At 72.1% G+C, this 22,276-nt stretch carries 23 protein-coding genes; 15 read left to right on the top strand and 8 right to left on the bottom strand.

Annotated features, from left to right (window positions below; translation table 11 throughout):
• The first annotated feature begins 16 nt into the window (after window positions 1-16).
• The 3 genes from C3488_RS11100 (at window position 17) to C3488_RS11090 (ending at window position 1,869) form a co-directional block, all read left to right on the top strand.
• Window positions 17-436 (top strand): molybdopterin-binding protein, encoded by a 420-nt coding sequence (locus C3488_RS11100; RefSeq protein ID WP_103839204.1) that lies wholly within the window; start codon window positions 17-19, stop codon window positions 434-436.
• A gap of 117 nt (window positions 437-553) precedes the next feature.
• Complete coding sequence (locus C3488_RS11095) at window positions 554-1,219, top strand: DedA family protein (RefSeq protein ID WP_103839203.1); 666 nt, start codon at window positions 554-556, stop codon at window positions 1,217-1,219.
• Window positions 1,216-1,869, top strand: coding sequence for a phosphatase PAP2 family protein (locus C3488_RS11090; protein WP_103839202.1), 654 nt, complete (start codon window positions 1,216-1,218; stop codon window positions 1,867-1,869). The genes C3488_RS11095 and C3488_RS11090 overlap by 4 nt, the downstream gene beginning before the upstream one ends.
• A 54-nt stretch (window positions 1,870-1,923) precedes the next feature.
• Here the strand turns inward: C3488_RS11090 and C3488_RS11085 are convergent, their stop codons facing one another.
• Together C3488_RS11085 and C3488_RS11080 are read right to left on the bottom strand one after the other, a co-directional pair.
• Window positions 1,924-2,901 (bottom strand): lysylphosphatidylglycerol synthase transmembrane domain-containing protein, encoded by a 978-nt coding sequence (locus tag C3488_RS11085; protein ID WP_103839201.1) that lies wholly within the window; start codon window positions 2,899-2,901, stop codon window positions 1,924-1,926.
• The gene (locus tag C3488_RS11080) at window positions 2,898-4,409 is read right to left on the bottom strand and encodes a hypothetical protein (protein ID WP_103839200.1); all 1,512 of its coding nucleotides are present in this window, start codon (window positions 4,407-4,409) and stop codon (window positions 2,898-2,900) included. The genes C3488_RS11085 and C3488_RS11080 overlap by 4 nt, the downstream gene beginning before the upstream one ends.
• A gap of 261 nt (window positions 4,410-4,670) precedes the next feature.
• Here C3488_RS11080 and C3488_RS11075 point away from each other — a divergent pair, with 261 nt between their 5' ends.
• Both C3488_RS11075 and C3488_RS11070 read left to right on the top strand, forming a co-directional pair.
• Window positions 4,671-5,072 (top strand): BlaI/MecI/CopY family transcriptional regulator, encoded by a 402-nt coding sequence (locus C3488_RS11075; RefSeq protein ID WP_103839199.1) that lies wholly within the window; start codon window positions 4,671-4,673, stop codon window positions 5,070-5,072.
• Window positions 5,069-5,971, top strand: coding sequence for a M48 family metalloprotease (locus C3488_RS11070; protein ID WP_103839198.1), 903 nt, complete (start codon window positions 5,069-5,071; stop codon window positions 5,969-5,971). Before C3488_RS11075 ends, C3488_RS11070 begins: the two co-directional genes overlap by 4 nt.
• A 53-nt stretch (window positions 5,972-6,024) precedes the next feature.
• On the opposite strand, the gene tatA is transcribed toward C3488_RS11070, so the two are convergent.
• On the bottom strand, window positions 6,025-6,291 hold the full coding sequence (tatA, locus tag C3488_RS11065) for a Sec-independent protein translocase subunit TatA (RefSeq protein ID WP_103839197.1): 267 nt from the start codon (window positions 6,289-6,291) through the stop codon (window positions 6,025-6,027).
• 147 nt (window positions 6,292-6,438) lie between these two features.
• Here tatA and C3488_RS11060 point away from each other — a divergent pair, with 147 nt between their 5' ends.
• Window positions 6,439-7,965 (top strand): LCP family protein, encoded by a 1,527-nt coding sequence (locus C3488_RS11060; protein ID WP_103839196.1) that lies wholly within the window; start codon window positions 6,439-6,441, stop codon window positions 7,963-7,965.
• A 138-nt stretch (window positions 7,966-8,103) separates the two neighbouring features.
• Here the strand turns inward: C3488_RS11060 and C3488_RS11055 are convergent, their stop codons facing one another.
• Both C3488_RS11055 and C3488_RS42370 read right to left on the bottom strand, forming a co-directional pair.
• Window positions 8,104-8,778, bottom strand: coding sequence for a hypothetical protein (locus C3488_RS11055; RefSeq protein WP_103839195.1), 675 nt, complete (start codon window positions 8,776-8,778; stop codon window positions 8,104-8,106).
• Between the two features lie 186 nt (window positions 8,779-8,964).
• A complete protein-coding gene (locus C3488_RS42370) occupies window positions 8,965-10,077 on the bottom strand; it encodes a TerD family protein (RefSeq protein ID WP_103839194.1) in 1,113 nt (370 codons plus the stop codon).
• 848 nt (window positions 10,078-10,925) lie between these two features.
• Here C3488_RS42370 and C3488_RS11045 point away from each other — a divergent pair.
• Both C3488_RS11045 and C3488_RS11040 read left to right on the top strand, forming a co-directional pair.
• Complete coding sequence (locus C3488_RS11045; RefSeq protein ID WP_103839193.1) at window positions 10,926-11,657, top strand: hypothetical protein; 732 nt, start codon at window positions 10,926-10,928, stop codon at window positions 11,655-11,657.
• 145 nt (window positions 11,658-11,802) lie between these two features.
• Window positions 11,803-12,579, top strand: a complete 777-nt coding sequence (locus C3488_RS11040) for a class F sortase (RefSeq protein ID WP_103839192.1) — start codon at window positions 11,803-11,805, stop codon at window positions 12,577-12,579.
• A gap of 473 nt (window positions 12,580-13,052) precedes the next feature.
• On the opposite strand, the gene C3488_RS11035 is transcribed toward C3488_RS11040, so the two are convergent.
• Window positions 13,053-13,334: a metal-sensitive transcriptional regulator gene (locus C3488_RS11035; protein ID WP_103839191.1), complete on the bottom strand. Its 282-nt coding sequence runs from the start codon at window positions 13,332-13,334 to the stop codon at window positions 13,053-13,055.
• Window positions 13,335-13,613: 279 nt separating this feature from the next.
• Between C3488_RS11035 and C3488_RS11030 the strand changes: the two genes are divergently transcribed.
• The 4 genes from C3488_RS11030 (at window position 13,614) to C3488_RS11015 (ending at window position 16,910) form a co-directional block, all read left to right on the top strand.
• Window positions 13,614-14,972: an MBL fold metallo-hydrolase gene (locus C3488_RS11030; protein WP_103839190.1), complete on the top strand. Its 1,359-nt coding sequence runs from the start codon at window positions 13,614-13,616 to the stop codon at window positions 14,970-14,972.
• A gap of 42 nt (window positions 14,973-15,014) precedes the next feature.
• Entirely contained in the window at window positions 15,015-15,380 is a 366-nt protein-coding gene (locus C3488_RS11025; RefSeq protein WP_181138965.1) for a rhodanese-like domain-containing protein, read from the top strand.
• The gene (locus C3488_RS11020; RefSeq protein WP_103839188.1) at window positions 15,377-16,120 is read left to right on the top strand and encodes a sulfite exporter TauE/SafE family protein; all 744 of its coding nucleotides are present in this window, start codon (window positions 15,377-15,379) and stop codon (window positions 16,118-16,120) included. The genes C3488_RS11025 and C3488_RS11020 overlap by 4 nt, the downstream gene beginning before the upstream one ends.
• Window positions 16,121-16,316: 196 nt before the next feature.
• Window positions 16,317-16,910 (top strand): rhodanese-like domain-containing protein, encoded by a 594-nt coding sequence (locus C3488_RS11015; protein WP_103839187.1) that lies wholly within the window; start codon window positions 16,317-16,319, stop codon window positions 16,908-16,910.
• Window positions 16,911-17,193: 283 nt separating this feature from the next.
• On the opposite strand, the gene C3488_RS11010 is transcribed toward C3488_RS11015, so the two are convergent.
• Window positions 17,194-18,069 carry a helix-turn-helix domain-containing protein gene (locus C3488_RS11010; protein WP_103839186.1) on the bottom strand — a complete coding sequence of 292 codons (876 nt, stop codon included), beginning with the start codon at window positions 18,067-18,069 and terminating at the stop codon, window positions 17,194-17,196.
• Between the two features lie 364 nt (window positions 18,070-18,433).
• On the opposite strand from C3488_RS11010, the gene C3488_RS11005 reads away from it, so the two are divergent.
• The 3 genes from C3488_RS11005 to C3488_RS10995 all read left to right on the top strand — a co-directional run bounded on the left by C3488_RS11005 (window position 18,434) and on the right by C3488_RS10995 (window position 21,613).
• On the top strand, window positions 18,434-19,450 hold the full coding sequence (locus C3488_RS11005) for a zinc-dependent alcohol dehydrogenase family protein (protein ID WP_103839185.1): 1,017 nt from the start codon (window positions 18,434-18,436) through the stop codon (window positions 19,448-19,450).
• Window positions 19,451-19,611: 161 nt separating this feature from the next.
• Window positions 19,612-19,986: a DUF2255 family protein gene (locus C3488_RS11000; protein ID WP_103839184.1), complete on the top strand. Its 375-nt coding sequence runs from the start codon at window positions 19,612-19,614 to the stop codon at window positions 19,984-19,986.
• 79 nt (window positions 19,987-20,065) lie between these two features.
• Window positions 20,066-21,613, top strand: coding sequence for a Na+/H+ antiporter (locus C3488_RS10995; RefSeq protein ID WP_258053369.1), 1,548 nt, complete (start codon window positions 20,066-20,068; stop codon window positions 21,611-21,613).
• A gap of 134 nt (window positions 21,614-21,747) precedes the next feature.
• Here the strand turns inward: C3488_RS10995 and C3488_RS10990 are convergent, their stop codons facing one another.
• Entirely contained in the window at window positions 21,748-22,275 is a 528-nt protein-coding gene (locus C3488_RS10990) for a hypothetical protein (RefSeq protein ID WP_146067852.1), read from the bottom strand.
• Window position 22,276 lies beyond the last annotated feature (1 nt).

Genomic DNA, 22,276 nt, shown 5'->3' with positions numbered 1-22,276 from the left:
TCCACGAGGGCCGCCCATGAACCTGAGCATCCGCAACCAGATTCCCGGCATCGTCACGTCCGTCACGCCGGGCGAGGTCATGGCGGCCGTCAAGGTCAGGCTGGACGGGGGGCAGGACGTCACGGCGGCGGTCACCGCGGAGGCCGTGGACGAGCTGGACCTCGCTCCGGGCGCCTCGGTGTACGCCTTGGTCAAGTCCACGGAGGTGGCGCTGGCCACCGCGGCGGTGGAGGGCGTTTCCATCCGGAACCAACTGCCCGGTACCGTCGACCGCGTCACCACGGGCGGGGCCATGGCGTCGGTGAAGGTGACGATCGTGGGCGGGGCGCTCACGGCCGTGATCACGAAGGACGCCGCGGAGGATCTCGGCGTTCTGCCCGGCTCCTCGGTCGTCGCACTGGTCAAGTCCACGGAGATCTCACTGGCCACGCCCTGAGGGGAACGTACGCCACCCGATCATCGTCTACAGTTCCGTACACGTCTACACGAATGTAGTCAGCCGCCGGGTGACGCCGCGTCGCGCCCGGGCTCCGCACCGGAAGGGCTCGCGACGATGGCCACCTCCTTGTTCCTGGGATCACAACTAGCGGTGAACCTGCTGGACGCCCAGTCACTGCTCGCCGCTTTCGGGGTGCTGGGCGTGGGTGTGGTGATGTTCGCGGAGACCGGCCTGCTGATCGGATTCTTCCTGCCCGGCGACTCCCTGCTGTTCACGGCGGGCCTGCTGTGCACCGGCTCCGGGCAGCAGGGGGTGAAACTGTCGCTGCCCGCGCTACTGGTCGCCGCGGCCGTGGGCGCGCTCGCCGGGTCGCAGTGCGGTTATCTGCTCGGCCGCAAGGCGGGCGGCGCGCTGCTGGCCCGCAGCCGCTCGGCCCGCCTGCACGAGGGCGCGCGCCGCGCCGAGGAGCTCCTGGAGCGGTACGGACACGCGAAGGCGATCGTCCTGGCCCGCTTCGTCCCCGTGGTGCGCACGGTGCTCAACCCGATGGCGGGCGCGCTTCAGGTGCCGGTGCGGACCTTCACCGTCTGGCAGGTGGCCGGCGGCCTCCTGTGGAGCCTCGGCCTCACCCTCGCCGGGTACGCGCTCGGCTCGTCGGTGCCGAACGTCGACAAGTACCTGCTGCCGATGGTCGCGGTGATCGTCCTGGTCTCCCTGATCCCGGTCGCCCTGGAGGTCCTGCGCTCCCGCCGCGCCGCGAAGGAGGGTGTCCGCGGATGACGCACTCCTTCGACGGTGCCCCGATCGACGGCTGGGTCTACACGGACGTGGTGGAACTGGCCCGCCGTACCCCCTCCTGGCTGGACGCGGTGATCTCCGCCTGGTCGACGTACGGGCTCGGGGTGTTCGCCGTGCTGATGGTCCTCGCCTGGTGGCGGGCGCGCCGCACCGGCGCCGGGGCCGCGCTGCTCGCACTGGCGGTGCCGCTGCTGGTGGTGCTGGCCTACGCCGTGAACTCCGTGCTGAAACTGCTGGTCCGCGAGGACCGGCCCTGCCAGAGCCTGCACGTGGTCACGCTGGAGGCGTGTCCGGCGCCGGGCGACTGGTCGTTCCCGAGCAACCACACGGCGATAGCCGCGGCGGCCGCGGTCTCCCTGTTCCTCGTCTCGCGCCGGATCGGGTACGTCGCTCTGCCGGCGGCCGGCGCCATGGCGGTCTCCCGCGTCTGGGTCGGCGCCCACTACCCGCACGACGTGGTGGCCGGGTTCGTGGTAGGCGCCCTGGTGGCGTCGCTCACGATGATCCCCCTGAGCCGCCGTCCTGACGCCCTGGCCCACCGCCTGGAGGCCACTCGGCTGCGTCCGCTGCTGGTGGCCTCCACGGCGACCGGCCGGGACACCGCGCCCGAGCGGACGGGCACCACCGCCTAGAGCCCGGCCCTCGGGTCACAGGTTTCCTGGTCGGCCTCCCGGCGGACACCACTGTCACAGCACCTTGCGTCGTACCAGCAGGCCCAGCACCAGCAGCCCTGGCAGCAGCGGCAGCCAGACCGTCAGCAGGCGGTAGCCGAGGACCACGGAGGCCGCCGCCGAACCGGGTGCGCCGGTGAGCGAGAGGGCGAGGGCGAGGGCGGCGTCCAGCCCGCCGATGCCGCCCGGGGTCGGCAGCAGGACCGCCGCGCTGCTCGCCACGAAATAGGCCAGCGCAACCCGCCCGGGCGGCAGCGGCACGGAGAGGGACCGGGTCACCGCGATCACCACCAGCGCGTGCAGCGACGCGAAGGCGAGCGAACCGCCCCACAGGGCCAGCGCCCGCCCGGGCAGCCGGTGCACGGCCCGTACGTCCGCCAGTACGGCCCCCGCGGCACGGCGCAACGGCCCGATCATCAGCAGCGCGAGCGCGGCGGCCACCAGGACCGCGGCCACCACCAGGACCGTGGAGGCGCGCGGCAGTCGCAGCAGCCCGGGCCCGGCGAGCGCGAGGACGACGATCAGCGCGCCGCGCGCCAAGCCCCCGGCGGTGGCCTTGACCGCGAGCGCTGTCGCCGAGCGGCTCACGGGCATCCCGCAGCGGGTGAGGAAGCGCAGGTTGACGGCGCCCGCGCCGACGCCGGCGGGCAACAGGTGGTTGGCGGCGGACGCGGCGAACTGCACGGCCACCAGCCGCCCGCCGGGCAGCGCCTCGGGCACCGCCCCCTGCTGGGCGAGCGCCGAGCAGGCCCAGGTCGCCGTCGCGGCCGTCGCCCCGAGCAGCAGCCAGCCCGGGTCGGCACCGGTGAGCCGGTCCGCGCCGGACGCGATCACCGGCCAGTGGCGCAGGGCGAGCAGGGCAGCGGCGGCGAGCACGGCGAGGGTGAGAGCCGCCTGCCAGTGGGCGCGGCGGCGCAGGATCCCGGTGCCGGTCCGGGCGGTCGCCGCAACCCGGGTGTCCGGCGCCGCCTCGGTGGCGGTCGGAGGGCTCATCCGCGTCCGCCCCTCGCCGTGGGCGAGACGAGGATGCGGACGCCGTCGACGGTGTGCGCCTTCCAGCCGCGGGTGTACGACGGCGGGCGATCGGTGGGCGTGCTCAGGTGGGCTACGGGGATGCGCCCGGCGGTGCTCGCGATGCCGGCGGCGGTGTTGTTGGCGTTGTGGCCGCTGGTGGCGGCGGAGGCGCAGCCGGCGTAGAAGGCGATGGGGACGGCTTCGTTCCCGGTGAGCAGGCAGGGCGGACGGACCCCGAGCCGGTGCAGTTCGGCTGCGGTGCGGGACCAGCCGCGGTGATCGGCGGTGGTACGGGCCACCGTGCGGTGCAGCACCGCGAACTGGACCGCCAGATGCCCGGCGAGCCCGATCGCCACCAGCGTCGCGGTCACCGGGCGCCACCGGCCGTCCGGCCCGGTGACCAGGTGCAGCAGAGCGTCGGCGACGGGGATGGCGAGCAGGGCGTAGGAGGGGAGCAGGAAGCGGGGCGCGGCGTAGCCGATGAGGAAGAGGTAGGGGAAGGCCGCCGTCGCCGCGCAGGCCAGGGGCACCAGGGTGCGGGAAGGGGGTGCCGGGCGGCGGGCCCGGAGCGCGACGGCCGCCGCGAGCACCGCGAGCAGGGGCAGCACGAACCACCAGGCGGTCACCGCCGGGTTGGGCAGTGGGCCGGCGCACGGGCGGCACAGGGCACGCCCGCCGAGGCTGCGCAGCTGGTCGCCGATGGCGATGCTCCAGCCCAGGCCGCCCTGTATCCGGGAGCCCTCGGCGAGCCGGTGCTTGAGGCCGCCGTAGTCGACGTACGCCTCGATGATCCACTCGGCCGCGCCGACGACGAGCCCGCCCACCAGGGCCAGCAGCAGCCGCGGCCGGCGCCACCGGGAGAAGAAGAGCGCCAGGGCCAGCAGCGGCGCGCTGGTCCAGACACCGTCCGTGGGCCGCATCCACGTCATCAGCGCCGCGCCCGCGGCGAGTCCCCACAGGGCAGCCCGGTCGGTGCTGTCGGCGTGGGCGCGCAGGAAACAGCCGGTGCCGGCCAGGGCACCGATCGCGACCCAGTAGTTCGGCATCACCTGCGGGCCGTAGAACAGGGTCACCCACAGGCTCGCGAACAGGGCGCCTCCGAGGGCGAGGACGCGGGCCGGGAACAGCCCGCGCCAGACGCGCAGCGCGACGAACAGGGCGGCGGAGGAGAGCACCGCCAGGTAGACCCTGAGCAGCACGGTGGAGGAGGACCACCAGGTGACGGGGGCGACCAGCAGCGATATGCCCCGCGCGCGGGGGGCGCTGAAGTACGCGGCCGGGGCGTGGGCGCTGATCTGGCTGACGTAGACCGTCTCGTCCCAGCCGAGTCCCATGCCCGGCCGTACGAGGACGAGCTGGGCCAGCGCAAAGGCGCCCGCGACCGCTGCGATCAGGCCCTGGCCGCGGTCCCGCCACGACATGCCGGCGACCGACGGCGCTGCGAGCCGGCGGACACCTGCGAGCGTGGTGCGCGAGCTGTTGGCCATGACCCACCTCTCACCCCTACGGGCCGCAGGGGCATCACACCCTACAAGGCGTAGGGTCGACGATGGAAATCAGGAAAGAAGCAGGTAAAACACGGACAAGCTAACGCGCGCGGCCACGGGGTGCAGCGCGAAAACGGCGGTCACCCGGCCTGCCCGTGGGCAGTGTTGCTCCGATGGAGTGAGCCGGGCCGTGGCGGTGCGCGGGCGGCACGGCTCCGAGCCACCGCCGACGAGCCCCCTACGCGCTGTAAGGTTGCGGGCATGGCCGGCAGAGGCTCTGGGGGCAGGGCGGAACGACGCAGCAGCGGTGAGCTGGAGAGCGAGGTGCTCGCGACGCTCTGGGCCACCGAGCAGGCACTCACCCCGGCCGAGATCCAGGCCGAGATCGGCGGCGGCCTCGCCTACAACACCGTTCACACCATCCTCAAACGGCTCTACGACAAGGGGCTGGTGCTGCGGGACGTGGACGGGCGGCGCGGCGCGTACCGGCCCGCGAAGAACGCGGCCGAACTGACCGCCGAGGCGATGCACCAGGCGCTGGACCGCGGCCCGGACCCGATCGCCACGCTCCAGCAGTTCGTCTCCGGCCTCAGCCCCGAGGAGGAACAGGCGCTGCGCGACCTGCTCGGCGGGCGCCCCCACCCCGAGGGCGGTGGCACATGAAGATCGACGTCTACGTCCCGCTCCTGCTGTCGCTGCTGCTGGCCGCCCTCAGCCCGCTGGTCGGCCGGCGGGTGGCGCCCGCGCTCGCGGCGCGGGTGCTGACGATGTCCGCCGTGTTCACCGCGGCCGCCACCGTCTGGTCCATGGTGCTGCTCGCGATCACCCTGGTGGGCCAGGTGCCGCCGGTCGCCGCGGACGCCCGCGAGGACGGCCACCGGCTGCCGGACCCGGTTCCGGAGGTGATCGCCGTCGCCGCGATCCTGGCTCTCGCAGGGACGGCCCTGCGCATGTACCGGACCCTGCGCGCGGAACGCCTGACGCGTCGCACGCTGCGGGCGCTGTGCGCCGGACAGCCGCCGGACACGGAACTGGTCGTCGCCGCCTCACCCGTGCCACGGGCGTTCGCCATCCCCGGCGGCAGCGGCGCGCCCGGCCGGATCCTGGTCACCTCGGCGATGCTGAGCGCACTGGAGCCGGCGGAGCGCCGGGTGCTGCTGGCGCACGAGCGGGCGCACCTGACCCACCGGCACGCGTTTCTGTCGGCGGCCGTGACGCTCGCCGCCGCGGCCGATCCCCTGCTGGCGCCCGTCCGCACCACGGTGACGTTCCTGGTGGAGCGGTGGGCGGACGAGCAGGCGGCCGACGCGGTCGGGGACCGCGGCACCACGGCCCGCGCCCTGGCCCGCGCCGCGCTCAGCGCCGGGCGCCGCACTCCGGCGTGCGCGTTGCCCTTCACCGACCGCGCGGTCACCCGCCGCATCGCCGCCCTCCAGGCGGGCCCGCCCCCACGTCTGTGGCCGCTGGCCGCGACCACACTCGCGCTGGGCGCCCTGCCGGCGCTGGGGGCGGCGGACGCCACGGGGGATCTGCTGCGACTACTGGGGCACGCACTGGTGTGACACGGCCCAGCCCGTCAGGGAGCTGACACCTCATCAACTCCCCGACCGGGAGCTCAGCGAGCCGTGTCGCTCTCCCCCACCGGGCGGGCCGAGGCCGTCTCCCCGGGGGCCGCCTGGATCAGGCGCTGCGCCGAAGGCTCGGTCGAGGCGGACTGCGCGGTGTCGCCGTCCTCCTTCATGGCCTTGGCCTCGCTCTTGAGGATGCGCATCGACTTGCCCAGCGCGCGAGCGGTGTCCGGGAGTTTCCTGGAGCCGAACAGCAGGATGATGACGATCGCCACGATCAGCAGGTGCCAGGGTTCCAGGCCGTTGCGGAGCATCCCCGCCCACCCCTTCTCTTCTTCGGACCGGGGTGCCCGCCGGGCGCGTGGCACCGCCTGAGATTATTGCTACATTGCGCAACTGTACAACCATCAGGCGGGGCCGGTCGTCCCCTCCGTATGAGTCTCACGGATGAGGGCGAAGCCATGCCGACGAGTCACCAGGCCACCCCGTCCCGCCACCGCCGCGGGAGCGAGCCCCCGAGCCACCGCGGCGGTGGCGCACGGCGCCGCAAGCGGGGCACGCTGCGCATAGCCCTGGCCGTGGCGCTCACCGTCGTGGTGCTCGGTACGGCCGGCCTGGGATGGATCTACCTCAAACTGAACGGCGACATCGACACCTTCGACGCCGGGGGGCTGTCCAAGAACCGGCCGGAGGCCGGGGTGTCCAAGGGCGAGAACGTCCTCGTCATCGGCACGGACGCGCGCACCGACGGCAACTCCGCGCTCGGCGGCGGCGACAGCAACGACATAGGCCGCTCGGACACCACCTTCCTGCTGCACATCTACGCCGACCACCGCCACGCCGTAGCCGTCTCGATCCCCCGCGACACACTGGTGACCATCCCGCCGTGCAGGCTCCCCGACGGCACGTGGACCAAGGCGCAGCCGAACACGATGTTCAACGCGGCCTACTCGGTCGGGGAGACCGCCAAGGGCAACCCCGCCTGCACCCAGAACACCGTCGAGAGCCTCACCGGGCTGCGCGTCGACCACACGGTCGTCGTCGACTTCAAGGGCTTCGCGGCCCTGACGGACGCGGTCGGCGGGGTGCAGGTGTGCGTGCCGCAGGACGTGTACCAGGGCGATCTGAACCCCAACCTCAGCACCCGGGGGGCGCTGTTGTTCAGGAGGGGCGTGCAGACCGTGTCGGGGCAGAAGGCCCTGGACTACGTGCGCATCCGGCACGGTATCGGGGACGGGTCGGACATAGGCCGGATCAAGCGCCAGCAGGCGTTCGTGGCCGGCCTGATCAAGAAGGTGAAGAGCGACGGGCTCACCCCGGCCAACCTGCTGCCGCTCGCCGAAGCCGCCACCAAGTCCCTGACCGTCGATCCCGGACTCGGCTCGGCGGACAAGCTGATGTCCTTCGCGATGTCGCTGAAGGACATCGACCTGCACAACACCAAGTTCGTCACCATCCCCTGGCGGTACGTCGGCGAGCGCGTGGCGATCGTCGAGCCGGACACGTCGGAGCTGTGGGCCGCGCTCAGGGCGGACCGCACGATCGACGGCAAGGACGCCGCCGGCACGAAGGGCAAGGCCGCCGCCTCCCCCTCACCGAGCCCCAGCGCGGACGTTTCCGGTGCCGGCATCGACGTCGCCGTCTACAACGGCACGACCACAGGCGGCCTGGCCTCCCGCGCCGCGGCGACCCTGACCCGGCACGGGTTCACGGTCACCGGCACCGCCAACGCGAGCAGCCACGACCACGCCGCCACCGTCATCGAGTACGGCGCGGGCCTGAAGACCCAGGCCGAAACGGTCGCCCGGCTCTTCCCCGGCGCACAGCTGAAGCCCCTCACCGGCGCGGGCATCGATGTCGTCCTGGGCCGGACCTATGCCACCGCCGCCCCCTCGACCTCCCCCGCGCCCACCGCCCTGCCCTCCTCGGTGGCGGCCGACGCCCGCTCCGCCGACGACGACCCGTGCTCCAACCTCTCGTACGGGTGACGGATCGCCAGTGCCCCGGCAAGCAACGTCTGCCCGTCAAGGAGCGGCGTCCGGTGCGTGCTCTGGGGGTATCCCCTGCTCGAAGAGCTCGGGGGAGTGCCGGGCGCAGCGACGGGGCGAACGGTGCCTGTTGGGGCACTAGGCGCCGACCGCCTGGCCCGCCTTCGTCCAGTTGGCGTGCAGGCGGTCGAGGTAGGAGCGGGCCTGGGTGCCCGGGGCCGCTCCGCGCACGAAGGCGAGCATGTTGCCCGGGCCGGCGTTGTAGCCGAGGGCCAGCAGGTCGTCCTTGGTGTAGGGGGCGGACCAGGTGGCCGGCAGTTGCGCGGCCAGGTCGTGCAGGTACCAGGCAGCGGACTCGATGGCCAGGTCCCGGTCGTCGGGCAGGTCCTCCCAGCGACGGCCGGCGAAGTCCCGGCCCTGCTTGACCGCGTCGAAGGTGGCGCGGTGCATGTCGGCGATGCCGAAGGACGCATCCGGTTTGTACTTCTGCCAGGCCCGTTCCAGGGCCGGATCATGCGGTTTGTAGGCCTCGTTGTAGAGGATCGCCATCAGCAGCCGGGCGTCGATCCCCGCCTGGCGGGCGCGGGCGCGGACCTGCGGGGCGTAGTCGGCCGGGTCGTACGCCGACGGGCTCCTCGTCGCGGAAGGACTCGGAGAGCGGGAGGCGGAGGACGGGGTGGGGGCGGGGGTGGACGCGGCGGCCGGGGGCGGCGCACTGGACTGCGGGGTGCCGGCGGCACGGACGATGACGTACAGGGCGAGGGCCAGCACCAGCACGGGAAGCCACTTGCGCCGCAGCCGGGACTCGGCCATCTCTCGCCCCTCTCCCCCTGGTCCTTCACACCCGGGGAACCGGCGGGCACCCGTACGCCCCGCGTGCCCGTATCGAACCTGCTCCCGCCCCTTCTGCACCCGGCGCATTGAGGCGCGTGCGAGCGACGGTCGGTGGCGTCCTGGGGCGGCGGGCCCCCGAGGTCCCCTCGGGGGCCCGCCGCACGGTCAGTCCTCGTAGTAGTTGTTGACCACGACCTCCGGTTCGTCGTCGTCGAACGCCTCGTTGAGCAGCGCTCCGCCGATCAGTCCGGCCGCGCCCGCACCGATGAGCGCGCCCGTGCCGAAGCGGCGTCCGCCCCCGTGCTGGTGGTGGTCCGCGTACTGGTCGGGGTGGCCCTGCTGCGGGTAGCCCTGCTGCACGGGCTGCGGGTAGCCCTGCTGCACGGGCTGCGGGTAGCCCTGCTGCACGGGCTGCGGGTAGCCCTGCTGGGGCGGGGTGTAGAACGGCGGCACCGTCGTCTGCACGCGCTGCGCACAGCCGCCGCAGGTCTGGATCTGCCGGGGCACGCCCCACTGCGGCGACCAGGTCACCGTCGTTGTGCCGGGGCCGTGGGTGGGGTCGAAGAAGCACGTCACGAGGGAACTCCCTGGGGGTAGCGGCGGCGCGGTGACCGGCTGCGGCTGCGGTGCGGCGGTGGGGGCGGACGGAAACGACGGGCCGGTCGTCGCTGCGGACTTGGCGGCGGTGACGGGGGGCGCCGGGCTCGCGCTGTCGTTCAGCACGTTCACGCCGTAGTCGGCGGCGATGCCCGCCGCCCCGGAGGCGTAGCCCTGGCCGACGGCGCGGAACTTCCACTCCGCGTCGTGCCGGTACAACTCGCCGAGCACCAGAGCGGTTTCCGTGGACAGACCGGCGGTCGCGAGGTCGTAGCGGGCCAGTTCGGCGCCGCCGTCGTCGTCGACGACCCGGATGTGGGCGCCGCCGAGGTGCTCGAAGACCTGGCCGCGGGCCCGCGCGTCGTAGAGCGACACCAAGAAGACGATCTTCGTCACCTCGCCCGGGACTCTCGCGAGCTCGACGTGGATCTGCTGGTCGTCCCCGCCGACCGGGCCGCCACCGCCCGAGTGGCGGACGGAACCTTCGGGGCTGCTCAGGTTGTTGAAGAAGACGAAGTGCTCGTCGGACAGCACCTTGCCGCTCCGGTCGCACAGCAGTGCGCCGGCGTCCGGCTCGTAGCCCGTGTCCGCCTGCCAGCCCAGTCCCACCGTCACGGCAGTCAGACCGGGGGCCTGCCTGCTCAGCGACACGTTGCCGCCCTTGGTCAGGGCCACACCCATCGACGTCCTCCACGGCCATGTCGTCGTCCGCGTCCACCATGATCGACGCATCCGGACGCCCATCAGTTCCCGGATTGCGCAAGAGACAAAGCAAGCGAGGAAGACCGTCACCCGGGCGGCGCCATGCGGGCCCCCGGCAGGCGGACCGGGGACACGGGCCCGTCGCGGGCAGACCAGGGGCATGCGCGTCATCACGATGCGCACCCCTCCGGCCCCGCTCCGAGGACCTCTCGGTGGTCACGGCGTCCGCCTCGGACCGGTCGTCGGCATCCGCCTCGGACCGGTCGCAGGCATCCGCCTCGGGCCGGTCGCCGGCGCCCGCCCGGCCCGGAGCGCGGCTCGCCCCGTATGGGCGGATCGTCCCAGGGACCCGCCCCTCGACATCGCCGCTCGGAGATCCGAAGCGACCCGATCGGCGCCATCTCCCCGAAACCGGCGATCCGAGGATCCTGACGGTGAGTCGCACGATGCCCGACTCTTGAAACCAAGTGGCCCGAGTCTCAGTCAAGTTGAACATCCGTCGAACATGCCTACGTGCAGGAAGTGGCCGACCGCCGGTGGCGCGGAGACCTGATGCCGCGTCATCGCGGCGCCGAGTGCGGCACATCGATGTCCGGACGCGCGCTCGCCCCGCGTCCATTCGTGGTCGGACTAGTACTGACGGGTGTGCTGCCGACCGGGTTACTTTTCGGCCCGCAGGCACCCGGAGGGAGTACGAGCTCGCTCGGTTGCCGTGTTCTGCGGTGGTGAGAGGCAGTCCTCGGGTTGAAGGTGATCACGTCACCGCTGCGATTTCCCGTGCCGGCGTGGTGTCGGCCTTCGTGGTGGCGATGAAAGGACTACCTCTCATGCGAGCGACCCGGACCATGTTCGCCTCCGCGGCGATCGCCGCTGCCGTCGTGTTCTCCGCTCCCGCCGCGTACGCCGTGTCGGTGCCCGAGCTTCGGGCCGCGGACGGCGGTTCCTACGGCGGCGAGGAGCACGGCGGCCACAAGGGCAAGGAGCACGGCCACCACAGCGAGGGATCCCAGGACGAGGAGCACGGCGGCAGAGGCGAGGAATCCCAGGACGAGGAGCACGGCGGCAAGAGCGAGGAGTACAGGGGCGAGGAGAAGGGCGAGGAGTCCAAGGGCGAGGAGTCCAAGGGCGAGGAGTACAGGGGCGAGGAAAAGGGCGAGGAGGGCGACAACGACAAGGGTGGGGAGTCGAAGCACAAGGAGCACGGCCGTTCGAAGGACAAGCCGCGCGGTGGGGTGAAGGCCGGTGGCGGTGCCCTGGCCCTGGCCAAGCAGGAGGAAGGCGGCTGGTCGGGCGAGGACGAGCAGTTCTCGCAGGACGACGAGCAGGGTGGCGAGCACGCCCATGGCGGCTCGCGGTCGAGGGGCGACGAGGAGGAGGGCGCGAGCGGGCGCGAGGAGCGCTCGTCGAACAAGCCCCGCGGTGGGGTGAAGGCCGGCGGCGGCGGGCTGGCGGAGTCCGGCAGCGGCCTGGCCGCGGGCTCGGTGCTGCTCCTCGGCGGCCTCGGCGCGGGGGCGTACATGCTGCGGCGCCGGGGCGCGTCGAGTGTCGCCGGTGCCTGATCGGCGGCCCTCGCCGATTGCAGCGCGGTCGCGGCCGCTGTCGCCCTGGAAGGGGTGACGGCGTCCGCGGCTGCGGCGCTTGTGCCGGCCGCTGCCGGCCCCTGAAGTCAGACCCTCGCCCCCGTCGATGAAGAGGCATTGTCCGATGGCCCCCTCGCAGCCCACCCCACCGGATCGGACGCGCAGCGGACCCGCGCCCCGCCGTACCGCCGGCCGAGCACTGCTGTGGCCGGCCGCGGCCGTGGGGCTGGGCGTTCTGCTCATCCACAACTCACTGACCGGCACCCCCGCGGACCCCAAGCCGGCGGCTCCGCCCGCGGTCGCCGTCTCACCCGCGAATCTGGACCCTCCCGTGGACGCCGCTCCGCCCGTGGACGCCGCCCCGCCGGCGGCCGTCACCCCGGTGGTTCCGGGGCAGGACGCGACGGCGAGTCCTCAGAAGCAGGGGCTGCCGCGGTCGGCGCCGAAGCGGATCGAGATTCCGCAGATCGGGGTGGACGCGCCGTTCACGGAACTCACCCTGGGGGCCTCAGGGCACTTGAACCCGCCGCCCGGGAACAACACCAACCTGGTGGGCTGGTACCGGGGCGGCGCCTCGCCGGGCGAGCGGGGCACGTCGATCGTGGTGGGGCATGTGGACACCAAGACCGGCCCGGCGGTGTTCGTACTGCTGCGCACCCTCAAACCGGGCAGCAAGGTGGACATCACCCGCGCGGACGGCACCGTCGCCAGGTTCAAGGTCGACTCGGTCGAGACCTTCAGCAAGGCCGGCTTCCCGGACAACCGGGTGTACGCCGACGCCCCGACCCCTCAGCTCCGGCTGATCACCTGCGGCGGCGACTACAACCGCAGCGCGCACGACTACGAGGCCAACGTGGTGGTGTTCGCCCATCTCGCGTCGGTCAAGCGCCCCGTGGCATGACCACGCGGCGGGGCGGACGGGGGGCCCGGGACACCTGGTGACCGGTCGTCCGACCGGTCGTCTGTGACACAGTGCTGTCCGCGCCCGCCTCCCGGCCGGCGCGGACAGTGCCGTTCGTGCGCCGGCCGCGCCCTGTTCACCGTACGGGCCCCACGACGAGCTCGCCCGCTCACGCCCCGGACGGTTGACGCTCACCACCCGGTGCCGTCGGCCGGGGCCTCCCCGAGGACGGCGTCCTCATCGAGATCTGCGACATGACCGGGTACGGCGGGCCGAGCCGCCGCGCTCTGCGCCTCACCTGCGTCGGCATCGGCGCGGGCGTAGGGGGCCGCGGCGTGCCCCGTGTTCTGCCCGACCGTCTCGCCGGCCCGAGCGGGAAACCGTCGGGTACCTGGTGCCTCCCGGCCCGGAAGTGTGCCGGTCGACCGGACCGGCGCCTGCGCGGCAGGACCGAGTCGGCGCATGGAGCCGGCTCACGCAAGCGACAGGAAGAGCTTCTCCAGCCGGGCGCGCATCTGCTCCCGGTCTCCGTCGCCGGCCACCTCGGAGTCCGTGAGGCAGCGCTGGAGCCCGGTGGCGATGACCGCGAAGCCCGCCTTGTCCAGAGCGCGGGAGGCCGCGGCCAGCTGCGTGACCACGTCCTCGCAGTCCCGCCCCTCCTCGATCATCTTGATCACCCCGGCGATCTGCCCCTGCGCCCGGCGCAGCCGGTTGACCACCGCCTTCAGCTCGTCCGCCGCCATGCCCAGTTCCACGACCCGACTCCTCCCGATATACCCCTGTGGGTATCTTACCGGGGGCTCGCGGCCGGAGACGGCGACGATGCGCCTCGGTTGACCCGTATGCACCCCCGGACTTCCGCCGCCACGGTCACGCACCACAGCGGCCCGCCCGCAGCCGCCTCGACTTCACGACAGCGCCGAGCCGATCGGCGTCGGCGACCGACTCCTCATACCTTCCTCGCATACCCCCCGGGGTATCGTGTACGGTGACCCGCATACCCCCGGGGGTAATTTTCAGGAAGGGAGTACCCGATGTTCTTCATCGACACCATCGAGCTGAAGGGGCTGGGCAACCGCAGCTACCTGGTCGGCGGCAGGCACACAGCCGTGGCGGTGGACCCCCCGCGGGACATCGACCAGGTTGTGACGGCCGCCGCCCGGCGCGGAGTGCGGATATCACACGTGGTGGAGACCCACGTCCACAACGACTACGTCACCGGCGGTCCCGAGCTGGCCCGGGTGACGGGTGCCGCCTACCTCGTACCGGCGGGAGCGCACGTGGCGTTCGCCCACGTGCCGGTGGCCGACGGCGACGTCACGGACATCGACACCGGGCTCACGTTGCGAGCGATCGCCACCCCCGGGCACACGCCGCACCACACCGCCTACGTGCTCGAGGAGAACGGCCGGCCGGCAGCCGCGTTCACCGGCGGCTCCCTGCTGATCGGCACCGTGGGCCGGCCGGACCTGGTCGAACCCCGTCTGACCGAGCAACTGGCGCGCGCCCAGCACGCCTCGGCGCACCGCCTGGCGGCCGAGCTGCCGGACGAGACGCCCGTGCTGCCCACACACGGCTTCGGCAGCTTCTGCTCCTCGGCGCAGAGCGAGGGAGACGCGACCACGATCGGTGAGGAGAAGGCCGTGAACGCGGCGCTCACCACGGACGTGGACTCCTTCGTCACCCGCCTGCTGGCCGAACTCGACGACGTCCCCGCCTACTACACGCACATGGGGCCGGCCAACGCCGCCGGGCCTGCCCCGGTGGACCTGACCCCACCGGCCCTCGCGGACGCCGAGGAGATCGCCTCCCGGCTGTCGGCCGGTGAGTGGGTGGTCGATCTGCGCAGCCGCATCGCGTTCGCCGCCGGACATGTCGCCGGCTCGTTCAACTTCGAGGCGGACGGCAACATCGCCACGTACCTGGCCTGGTTGATCCCGTGGGGCAAGCCGGTCACGCTGCTGGCCGAGTCCCCGGAGCAACTGGCGGCCGCTCAGCGCGAGTTGGTCCGCGTCGGCATCGACCGCCCAGCGGCCGCCGCCACCGGCACACCCGACCGGTGGGTGCCGGAGGGCAGCCGGCCTGTCTCCTTCCCGCGATCCACGTTCGCCGGGCTGGCCGGGCGGGGCACGGACGGCGTCGTCGTACTCGACGTGCGACGGGCCTCGGAACGGGCCGCCGGGTACATCGAGGGTTCCGTGCACATTCCGGTTCACCAACTGCACAAGCGGTTGGGTGAGGTGCCGACCGGCACGGTGTGGGTGCACTGCGCCGGCGGCATGCGGGCCGGGATCGCGGCCTCGCTGCTCGATGCCGCGGGCCGTGACGTGGTGGCCGTGGACGACGGCTTCGACGCGGCCGCCGAGGCGGGACTGACCCTGGTCACCGGCTGAGCCGGGCACCCCTTTCCCCACGAGCTTTTGAGAGGTTGTGTGATGGCCGCTTTCCGGCGTGGTGAAGACCGCGTCACTGTCGACGAGGCCCTGCGATGCACCGGCGGCGACGATGCCCGGGCCGTCCTGCTGGATGTGCGGGAGCAGCCCGAGTGGAACGCGGGGCATGCGCCCGGTGCCCTGCACGTTCCGTTGTCCCGGCTGATCGCAGGGGCAGCGCTGCCGGCCCCGGCCCGGGGCCGGCCGCTGGTGGTGATGTGCCGCAGCGGTCGTCGCTCGCAGCAGGCCGTCGCCCTGCTGACCGCGCGGGGCGCCGACGCCGTCGACGTCGAGGGCGGCATGCAGGTGTGGGCCGCCTCCGGGCATCCGGTCGTCGACGAACACGGGAACAGCGGCTCCATAGCATGACCGGCCTGGTTCTCGCGCTCTTCGCAGGTGCCGTCGTGGGCCTCGCCCTGGGCGGCCTCGGTGGTGGCGGCAGTGTTCTGGCGGTGCCTGCCCTGATCTACCTGCTCGGCTTCACGCCGGCGGAAGCGACCACGGCGAGCCTGATCATCGTCACCTCCACCTCGGCCGCGGCCCTGACCGGGCACGCCAGGGACGGCAACGTGGCCTGGCGTACCGGGCTGCTGTTCGCCGCCGCCGGCATCGCCCCCGCGATGCTCGCCGGGGCGGCCGCCGACCACCTGCCGCAGTCCATGCTCACCGCGGCATTCGCCGTCGTGGCCGCCCTGGCGGCCCTGCGGATGCTGCGCCCAGGGCTCAGGGAGCCCTCCGGCCGGGTCCGCCCGGGAAAGGCGGGCGCTGCCGGAGCCGGGCTGGGAGCGGTGACGGGGTTCCTGGGTGTGGGCGGCGGCTTCCTCGCCGTACCCGCTCTGGTGGGCGTCCTCGGCCTGGCCATGCGCGCCGCCGTGGGTACCAGCCTGCTGGTGATCACCATCAACTCGCTGGCCGCCCTCGTCGCCCGCGCCGGTACCGGACTGCACCTGGACTGGGCCCTGATCACGCCCTTCACCGGGGCGGCGGTCCTGGGGGCCTGGGACGGCAAACGCCTGTCGAAGAAGCTCGAGGGCGAGACATTGCAGAAGGTCTTCGCCTGCGTCCTGCTCGCGGTGGCCGCCTCCATGCTCGTCGACGTACTCGCATGAGCGTGCGAGCGAGAGGGCCGGCTCCACCGGAGACCCGGTCCTGCCCCCACCGGGAGCGTGTCCGCCGCGCCGGCCCCCGGAACGCATCAGGCCCCCAGGCCCTCGGTCCCCGCTCCCGATCACTCACGTCCATGTCCGGTGAAGTACACAGCCTGCCCACTGCGGGCAACGCCGACCGACCAGGAAGACATCTCCCATGACCATCCCCACCACCCTCGACCCCCGCCAGGCCCGCTCCCGCCTCCACGAGCTGACCGTCATCGACGTCCGCACCCCTGGCGAGTACGCGGGCGGCCACCTGCCCGGCGCACTCAACATCCCGCTGGACCAGCTCGACCGGGTCGTGTCCGACATCCGAACCGCCGCCGAGCACGGCGACATCCTCGCCGTCTGCGCCTCCGGCAGCCGCTCGGAGAACGCCTGCCGCATCCTCGCCGAGAGCGGCGTCACCGCCGCCACCCTCGCCGGTGGCACGACCGCCTGGTCGGCCCAGGGCCATGACCTTCAGCGCCCCGAGGGAGCCACGAGGGCGACCTGGAGCATGGAACGCCAGGTCCGGTTCACCGCCGGTTCGGTCGTACTGCTGGGCCTTCTGCTGGGCCTGGTCGTCCACCCGGCCTTCCAGTCGCTGTCCGCCGCAATCGCCGGCGGCCTGGTCCTGTCAGCGCTGACCGACACCTGCGGAATGGCGGCCCTGCTCGCCAAGCTGCCGCACAACCGGCCCCGTCCGGCCGACCTGGACGCCACACTCGTTCGGCTGCGCGGCATCCGGCACGAAGAACCTCGATGAAGGGGCGGGCACGCCGTGGCGGTATCCCGAGTGGAATGCGACGACGGCGGGGCCGGGGGCTGGAGGACATGGGGTATTGCTTCTCGAAAAGGAATGTGCGAGTCGCACCTTGAAGCGTTGCTCGGAATGCGGGTGCCGAAGGCAGGAAGGATTCACCCCTCGCCGGGTGGCACCCCGAGTGGCACGCCGCTCTGCACGGAATTTCGTTCGGACCGGGAATCCATGCGGTTTTTTCAGGTGTTCCCGGGCCTTGCGCAGCCCCTGCAGAAGAAATCCGCGGCCGTCAGTTGATGGTGTCGGACGCCGGCCGCTCCTGCCGGGCCCCCGCCCAGGAGGAGAGGAAGCGCAGCCCCTCGTAGGAATGGGAACCGGGTTCGGCGATCCAGATGATGAGCTGCTGGTCGGGGTCGGCCTCACAGGTGAGGGCGTCCCAGTCGAGGGTGAGTTCGCCGGCGATCGGATGGTCGAACACCTTGATGCCGCCGGTGCGGGGTGCCACCTGGCGGCCTCCCCACCACTGGCGGAACTGGTCGTCCTGCACCGACAGCTCGCCGACGAGGGCGGCCAGTCCCGGGTCGTCGGGACGGGCGGCGGCCCGTCGGCGCAGTACGGCCACGGCGTTGCGGGCGGAGTTCTCCCAGTCCGCGTACAGCGACTTCATGGCCGGGTCGGTGAAGAGCTGCCGGATGTAGTTGCGCTGCCGCTCCGGGATCTTCGTGAAATCGGTGCCGAACAAAGCCGCGGCCATCGGGTTCCACGCGAGGATGTCCAGGTACCGGCCAAGGATCATCCCCGGGGTCGCACTGAGCTCGTTCATCACCGTGAGCAACTGTGGCAGCACCTTCTGCGAAGCCCTGCGCCGCGGTCGGCCGACCTCCCTCCCGGCCAGCTCGAACAGGTAGTCCCGCTGGTCGTCGCTCAGCTGCAGCACGCGGACGAGCGCGGACAGCACGGACGCGGACGGGGTGATGCGGCCCTGCTCCAGACGGGTGTAGTAGTCGGTGCTGATGGCGGCCAGCACGGCCACTTCTTCCCGGCGCAGGCCGGCCACGCGCCGCCGCCCGTCGGTGTCCGGCAGCCCGACCGCACGGGGGCCGAGTTCGGCCCGGCGGGCCTTGAGGAATTCACCCAGCTCGTTCAGGTGCGCACTGCTGGCCATGCCCGACAGTCTGCCACCGCCCGCCGGCCCGCAGGGTAGGACAGTTTTATCCCTGGATACGCCGCGCCCGGGATGGAATTCTCCTCAGGGCGCCCTGCGGACGGTGACGGAGTCGAGGACGAGGCCGGTGACGGCTTCGCATCGACGGATCACATTCGCCCTACGGGGTGGGATTGCTTTTATACGGCCTCGGCAGTCGGTATTCCCTGTTCCGGGCTTCCGTATTTCGGCGGTGTGCGCACGCCGCTGACTCGCGGTGCCGCGCACGCAGCGGATGACGGCGGAACCGCACCGTCTCCGGCGGGTGGTCGTCCCGCGACCGACCCCCAACCCCCTCCGAGAGAACAGACCAGGGAAAAGACTCATGCGAGCAACTGTCATTCACGCCCCCGGCGACATCCGGCTGGAGGACGTTCCGGAGCCGGAAATCATCCAGCCGACCGACGCGATCATCCGTACCGTCGTCACCTGTGTGTGCGGCTCGGACCTGTGGGCCTACCGCGGAGTGGAGCCCGTGGAGGATCCCCACCCGATGGGCCACGAATACGTCGGCATCGTCGAGGAGGTCGGTAGCGACGTCACCTCCGTCAAGCCGGGACAGTTCGTCATCGGCTCCTTCGCCACCTCCGACAACACCTGTCCGAACTGTCTGGCGGGCTATCAGTCCAACTGTGTGCACCGGGAGTTCATGAGCACCTGCCAGGCCGAGTACGTCCGCATCCCGCAGGCCCAGGGCACCCTCGTCGCCACCGCCGAGCAACCGGCCGAGGAGTTCTGGCCCGGTCTGCTGACGCTGTCCGACGTCATGGGCACCGGCTGGTACGCCGCCAAGGCCGCCGAGGTCAGGCCCGGCGCCACCGCCGTGGTCGTCGGTGACGGCGCGGTCGGCCTGTGCGGTGTCATCGCCGCCAAGGAACTCGGCGCCGAGCGGATCATCGCGATGAGCCGGCACGAGAGCCGGCAGCAGCTCGCCCTGGAGTTCGGCGCGACCGACATCGTGACCGAGCGCGGTGAGGAAGGCATCGCCCGCGTCAAGGAGCTCACGGACGGCGTAGGCGCCGACAGCGTGCTGGAGTGCGTCGGTACCGAGCAGTCGATGCGGCAGGCGCTGTACTCCACCCGGCCCGGCGGCAATGTCGGCTTCGTCGGCGTCCCGCACGGTGTGGCGATCGACGGTCAGGAGCTGTTCTTCTCCCACGTCGGCCTGCGCGGCGGCCCGGCTCCCGTGCGCGGCTACCTGCCCGATTTGATCGACCGCGTCCTGAACGGCCGCATCGACCCCGGCAAGGTCTTCGACCTCACCCTGCCCCTGGAGCAGGTCGCCGAGGGCTACAGGGCGATGGACGAGCGCCGCGCCATCAAGACCCTGCTCAAGCCCTGACACTGCGCCCACCCCACCCAGCCCCTCGTGGGCGTGAGCCCGTTCCCCCGTCGCGCTCATGCCCGCAAGGGCCCGACGCCCCGTCGTACGGCCGCGGCCGGCCGCCAATTCGGCGGTGTCGCTCACAGCACCCCGCACCCCACCATGAAGGAGACGTGCCGATGACGACCTGGACGAACGACGAACTCGACCGCATCGAGCACGCCGACGAACTGGAGATGGCGCCCCTGCGCAGCGACGGAACGCCACGCAAACCGGTGCCGATCTGGGTCGTCCGCTACGGCGACGACCTCTACGTCCGCTCCTACCGGGGCAGCGCCGGCTCCTGGTACCGCGCGGCCCGGGCGAGCCGCGCCGGCCACATCCGCTCCGGCGGCGTCGACAGGGACGTCAGCTTCGTCGAGGTCACCGACGCCGACGTCAACGACCGCATCGACGCCGCCTACCGCACCAAGTACAGCCGTTACGGCGCCGGTTACGTCAACCCGATGGTGGCCTCGCGGGACACGACCCTCAAGCTCGTCCCGAGGGGCTGAACCCGCCCGAACGTCCGTCCCTCCCGCAGGAGAAACCCCCCTTGCCCGGTCTTGAACTCGTCGTGGTCCTGGGTGTGGCGTGCTGGTGGGCAACGCCGTGGGACAACGCCTCGGCACAGCCCCGCCCGTCGTCCTGCTCGGGACGGGTGCCGCCCTGGGGTTCGTCCCGGCGGTGCGGCAGGCACAGCTGCCGCCGGAGGTCGTGCTGCTGCTCTTCCTGCCGGTGCTGCTGTACTGGGAGAGCCTGACCACCTCCCTGCGGGAGATACGCACCAACCTGCGCGGCATCGCGCTGCTGAGCACCGCCCTCGTCATTCTCACGGCCTGGGCCGTCGCCGCGGCCGGGCACGCCCTCGGTCTTCCGTGGGGGCCCGCCTGGGTGCTCGGCGCGGCCGTGGCGCCCACGGACGCCACCGCGGTCGGCGTCCTGGCCCAGGCCCTGCCGCGCCGTCAGGTCACCGTGCTGCGCGCGGAGAGTCTCGTCAACGACGGCACGGCCCTGGTCGTCTACGGTCTCGCCGTCGGCATCACGGTCGGCGAGGAACACCTGAGCATTCCACGCGTCGGCGGACTCTTCCTGCTCGCCTACGGCGGCGGCGCCGTGGTCGGAGCGGCTGTCGCGTGGGTCAACATGAACCTGCGGCGCCGCCTGGACGACCCCCTGCTGGGCAACCTGGTCATGATCCTGGCGCCCTTCACCGCGTACCTGCTCGCCGAACTGGTCGGAGCCTCCGGCGTGCTCGCGGTGGTCATCAGCGGCCTCATCATGAGCCAGGTCGCCCCGCGCATCATCCGGGCCGAACACCGCACGCAGGCACTGGCGTTCTGGCCGCTGGCCACCTTCCTCATCAACGGGGCGCTGTTCGTCCTGGTGGGGGTGGAACTGCAGTACGCCGTGCGCAGCCTCAGCCGCTCCGACCTCAAGGAGGCGTTGATCGCGGCAGGAGTCGTCTGCGTGGTGCTCGTCGTCGTGCGCTTCGCGTTCCTGTTCGCTTCCGCCTACCTGATCCGCATGCTCGACCACCGCCCCCAGCAGCGCCTCCTCCGCGTCAGTGACCGGGCCCGCGTGGTCAGCGGGCTGGCCGGGTTCCGGGGTGCGGTCTCCCTCGCGGTGGCACTGTCGGTACCGCAGACGCTCGACTCGGGCGAGCCGTTCCCCGACCGCGGCTTCATCGTCTTCGTCACCTCCGGCGTCATCCTCGTGACGCTGGTGACGCAGGGACTCGCGCTGCCCGCGGTGGTGCGCTGGGCGAAACTGCCCCCCGACACGTCGGTCGACGAGGAGCAGAACCTCGCCGAGTCCACCGCCGTGGAAGAGGCGATCAAGGCGATGCCGCAACTCGCCGCCGACCTGGGCACCGGACCGAAGATCGTCGAATGGCTGCGCCAGGAGTACGAGGCGCAACTGGCGACCGTACGGGCCAGGAGCGCGGGCGCCGACGACGACCCGGCCCTGCTCCAGCACCAGGACTACATCGCGCTGCGCCTGGCCCTCATCGCCCACAAACGCGCCACCGTCGTCCGTCTGCGCGACGAACGCCGCATCGACGACACCGTACTGCGCCGGCTGCAGGCCGCCCTCGACAACGAGGAGGTCCGCCTGTCCGGGAACGCGACGGCGGAGTGAGCAGCCGGGGCGCGGCCGAAAGCCGCGCCACAGAGAACCGGAGACGCGTAAGGCACCTGTCAGAGACACCCCAAGGAGTGACCCCGCACGGGGAGCAGCATCAAGGGTGTCCGCCGATGAGGAGCAAGCTCAGCTCAGAATTGCTGCTGCTCGGCTCCCGGGGGGAGGAAACAAGGGGTGGAGACGGAGAGCCGGAGAGTGCCGGGAGGGTTTACCGAGTCCGCGATGAGCGAGTAGCCCTCGCTGTCGCTTCTGCCGTACATGATGGCTTCAGGCGTCGTCGGGCGCTCGGTGTGGCTGGTGATGCGGACCCCGTGCTGCTCGAGCGCTTTGCGAAGCTTGCGGATGGCGGGGATGTGCTGCTCTTCGGGGAGCTTTGCATAGCTGGTATAGGTGAGCGTGTACCGCCCGTCCTCGGCCACTTCGTCCTTCTGGCCTACGCAGGCGTCGAAGCGCTTCCTCGGCGCGGGATCACCGGAGATCTCGACGTCGGCGTATCGCGCCATGGTCGACGTGTACTCCTTGGCCCACGCCAGAGATTCTGCCCTGCTCTTGCGAGGGAGGGGTTTGTTGATGTCGTCGGTCTGCCGGGACATGCAGGCTCCGGTGAAGAGAGTGGTGGTGACTGCCAGGGCGGCTATGAGGGTGTTCTTGCGGAGCATC

Source organism: Streptomyces sp. Ru72, from assembly GCF_002920635.1.
In the GTDB taxonomy this organism is placed as follows: Bacteria; Actinomycetota; Actinomycetes; order Streptomycetales; family Streptomycetaceae; genus Streptomyces.
The sequence above is the reverse complement of the archived record's forward strand: the minus strand, read 5'-3'. Positions and strand labels throughout refer to the sequence as shown.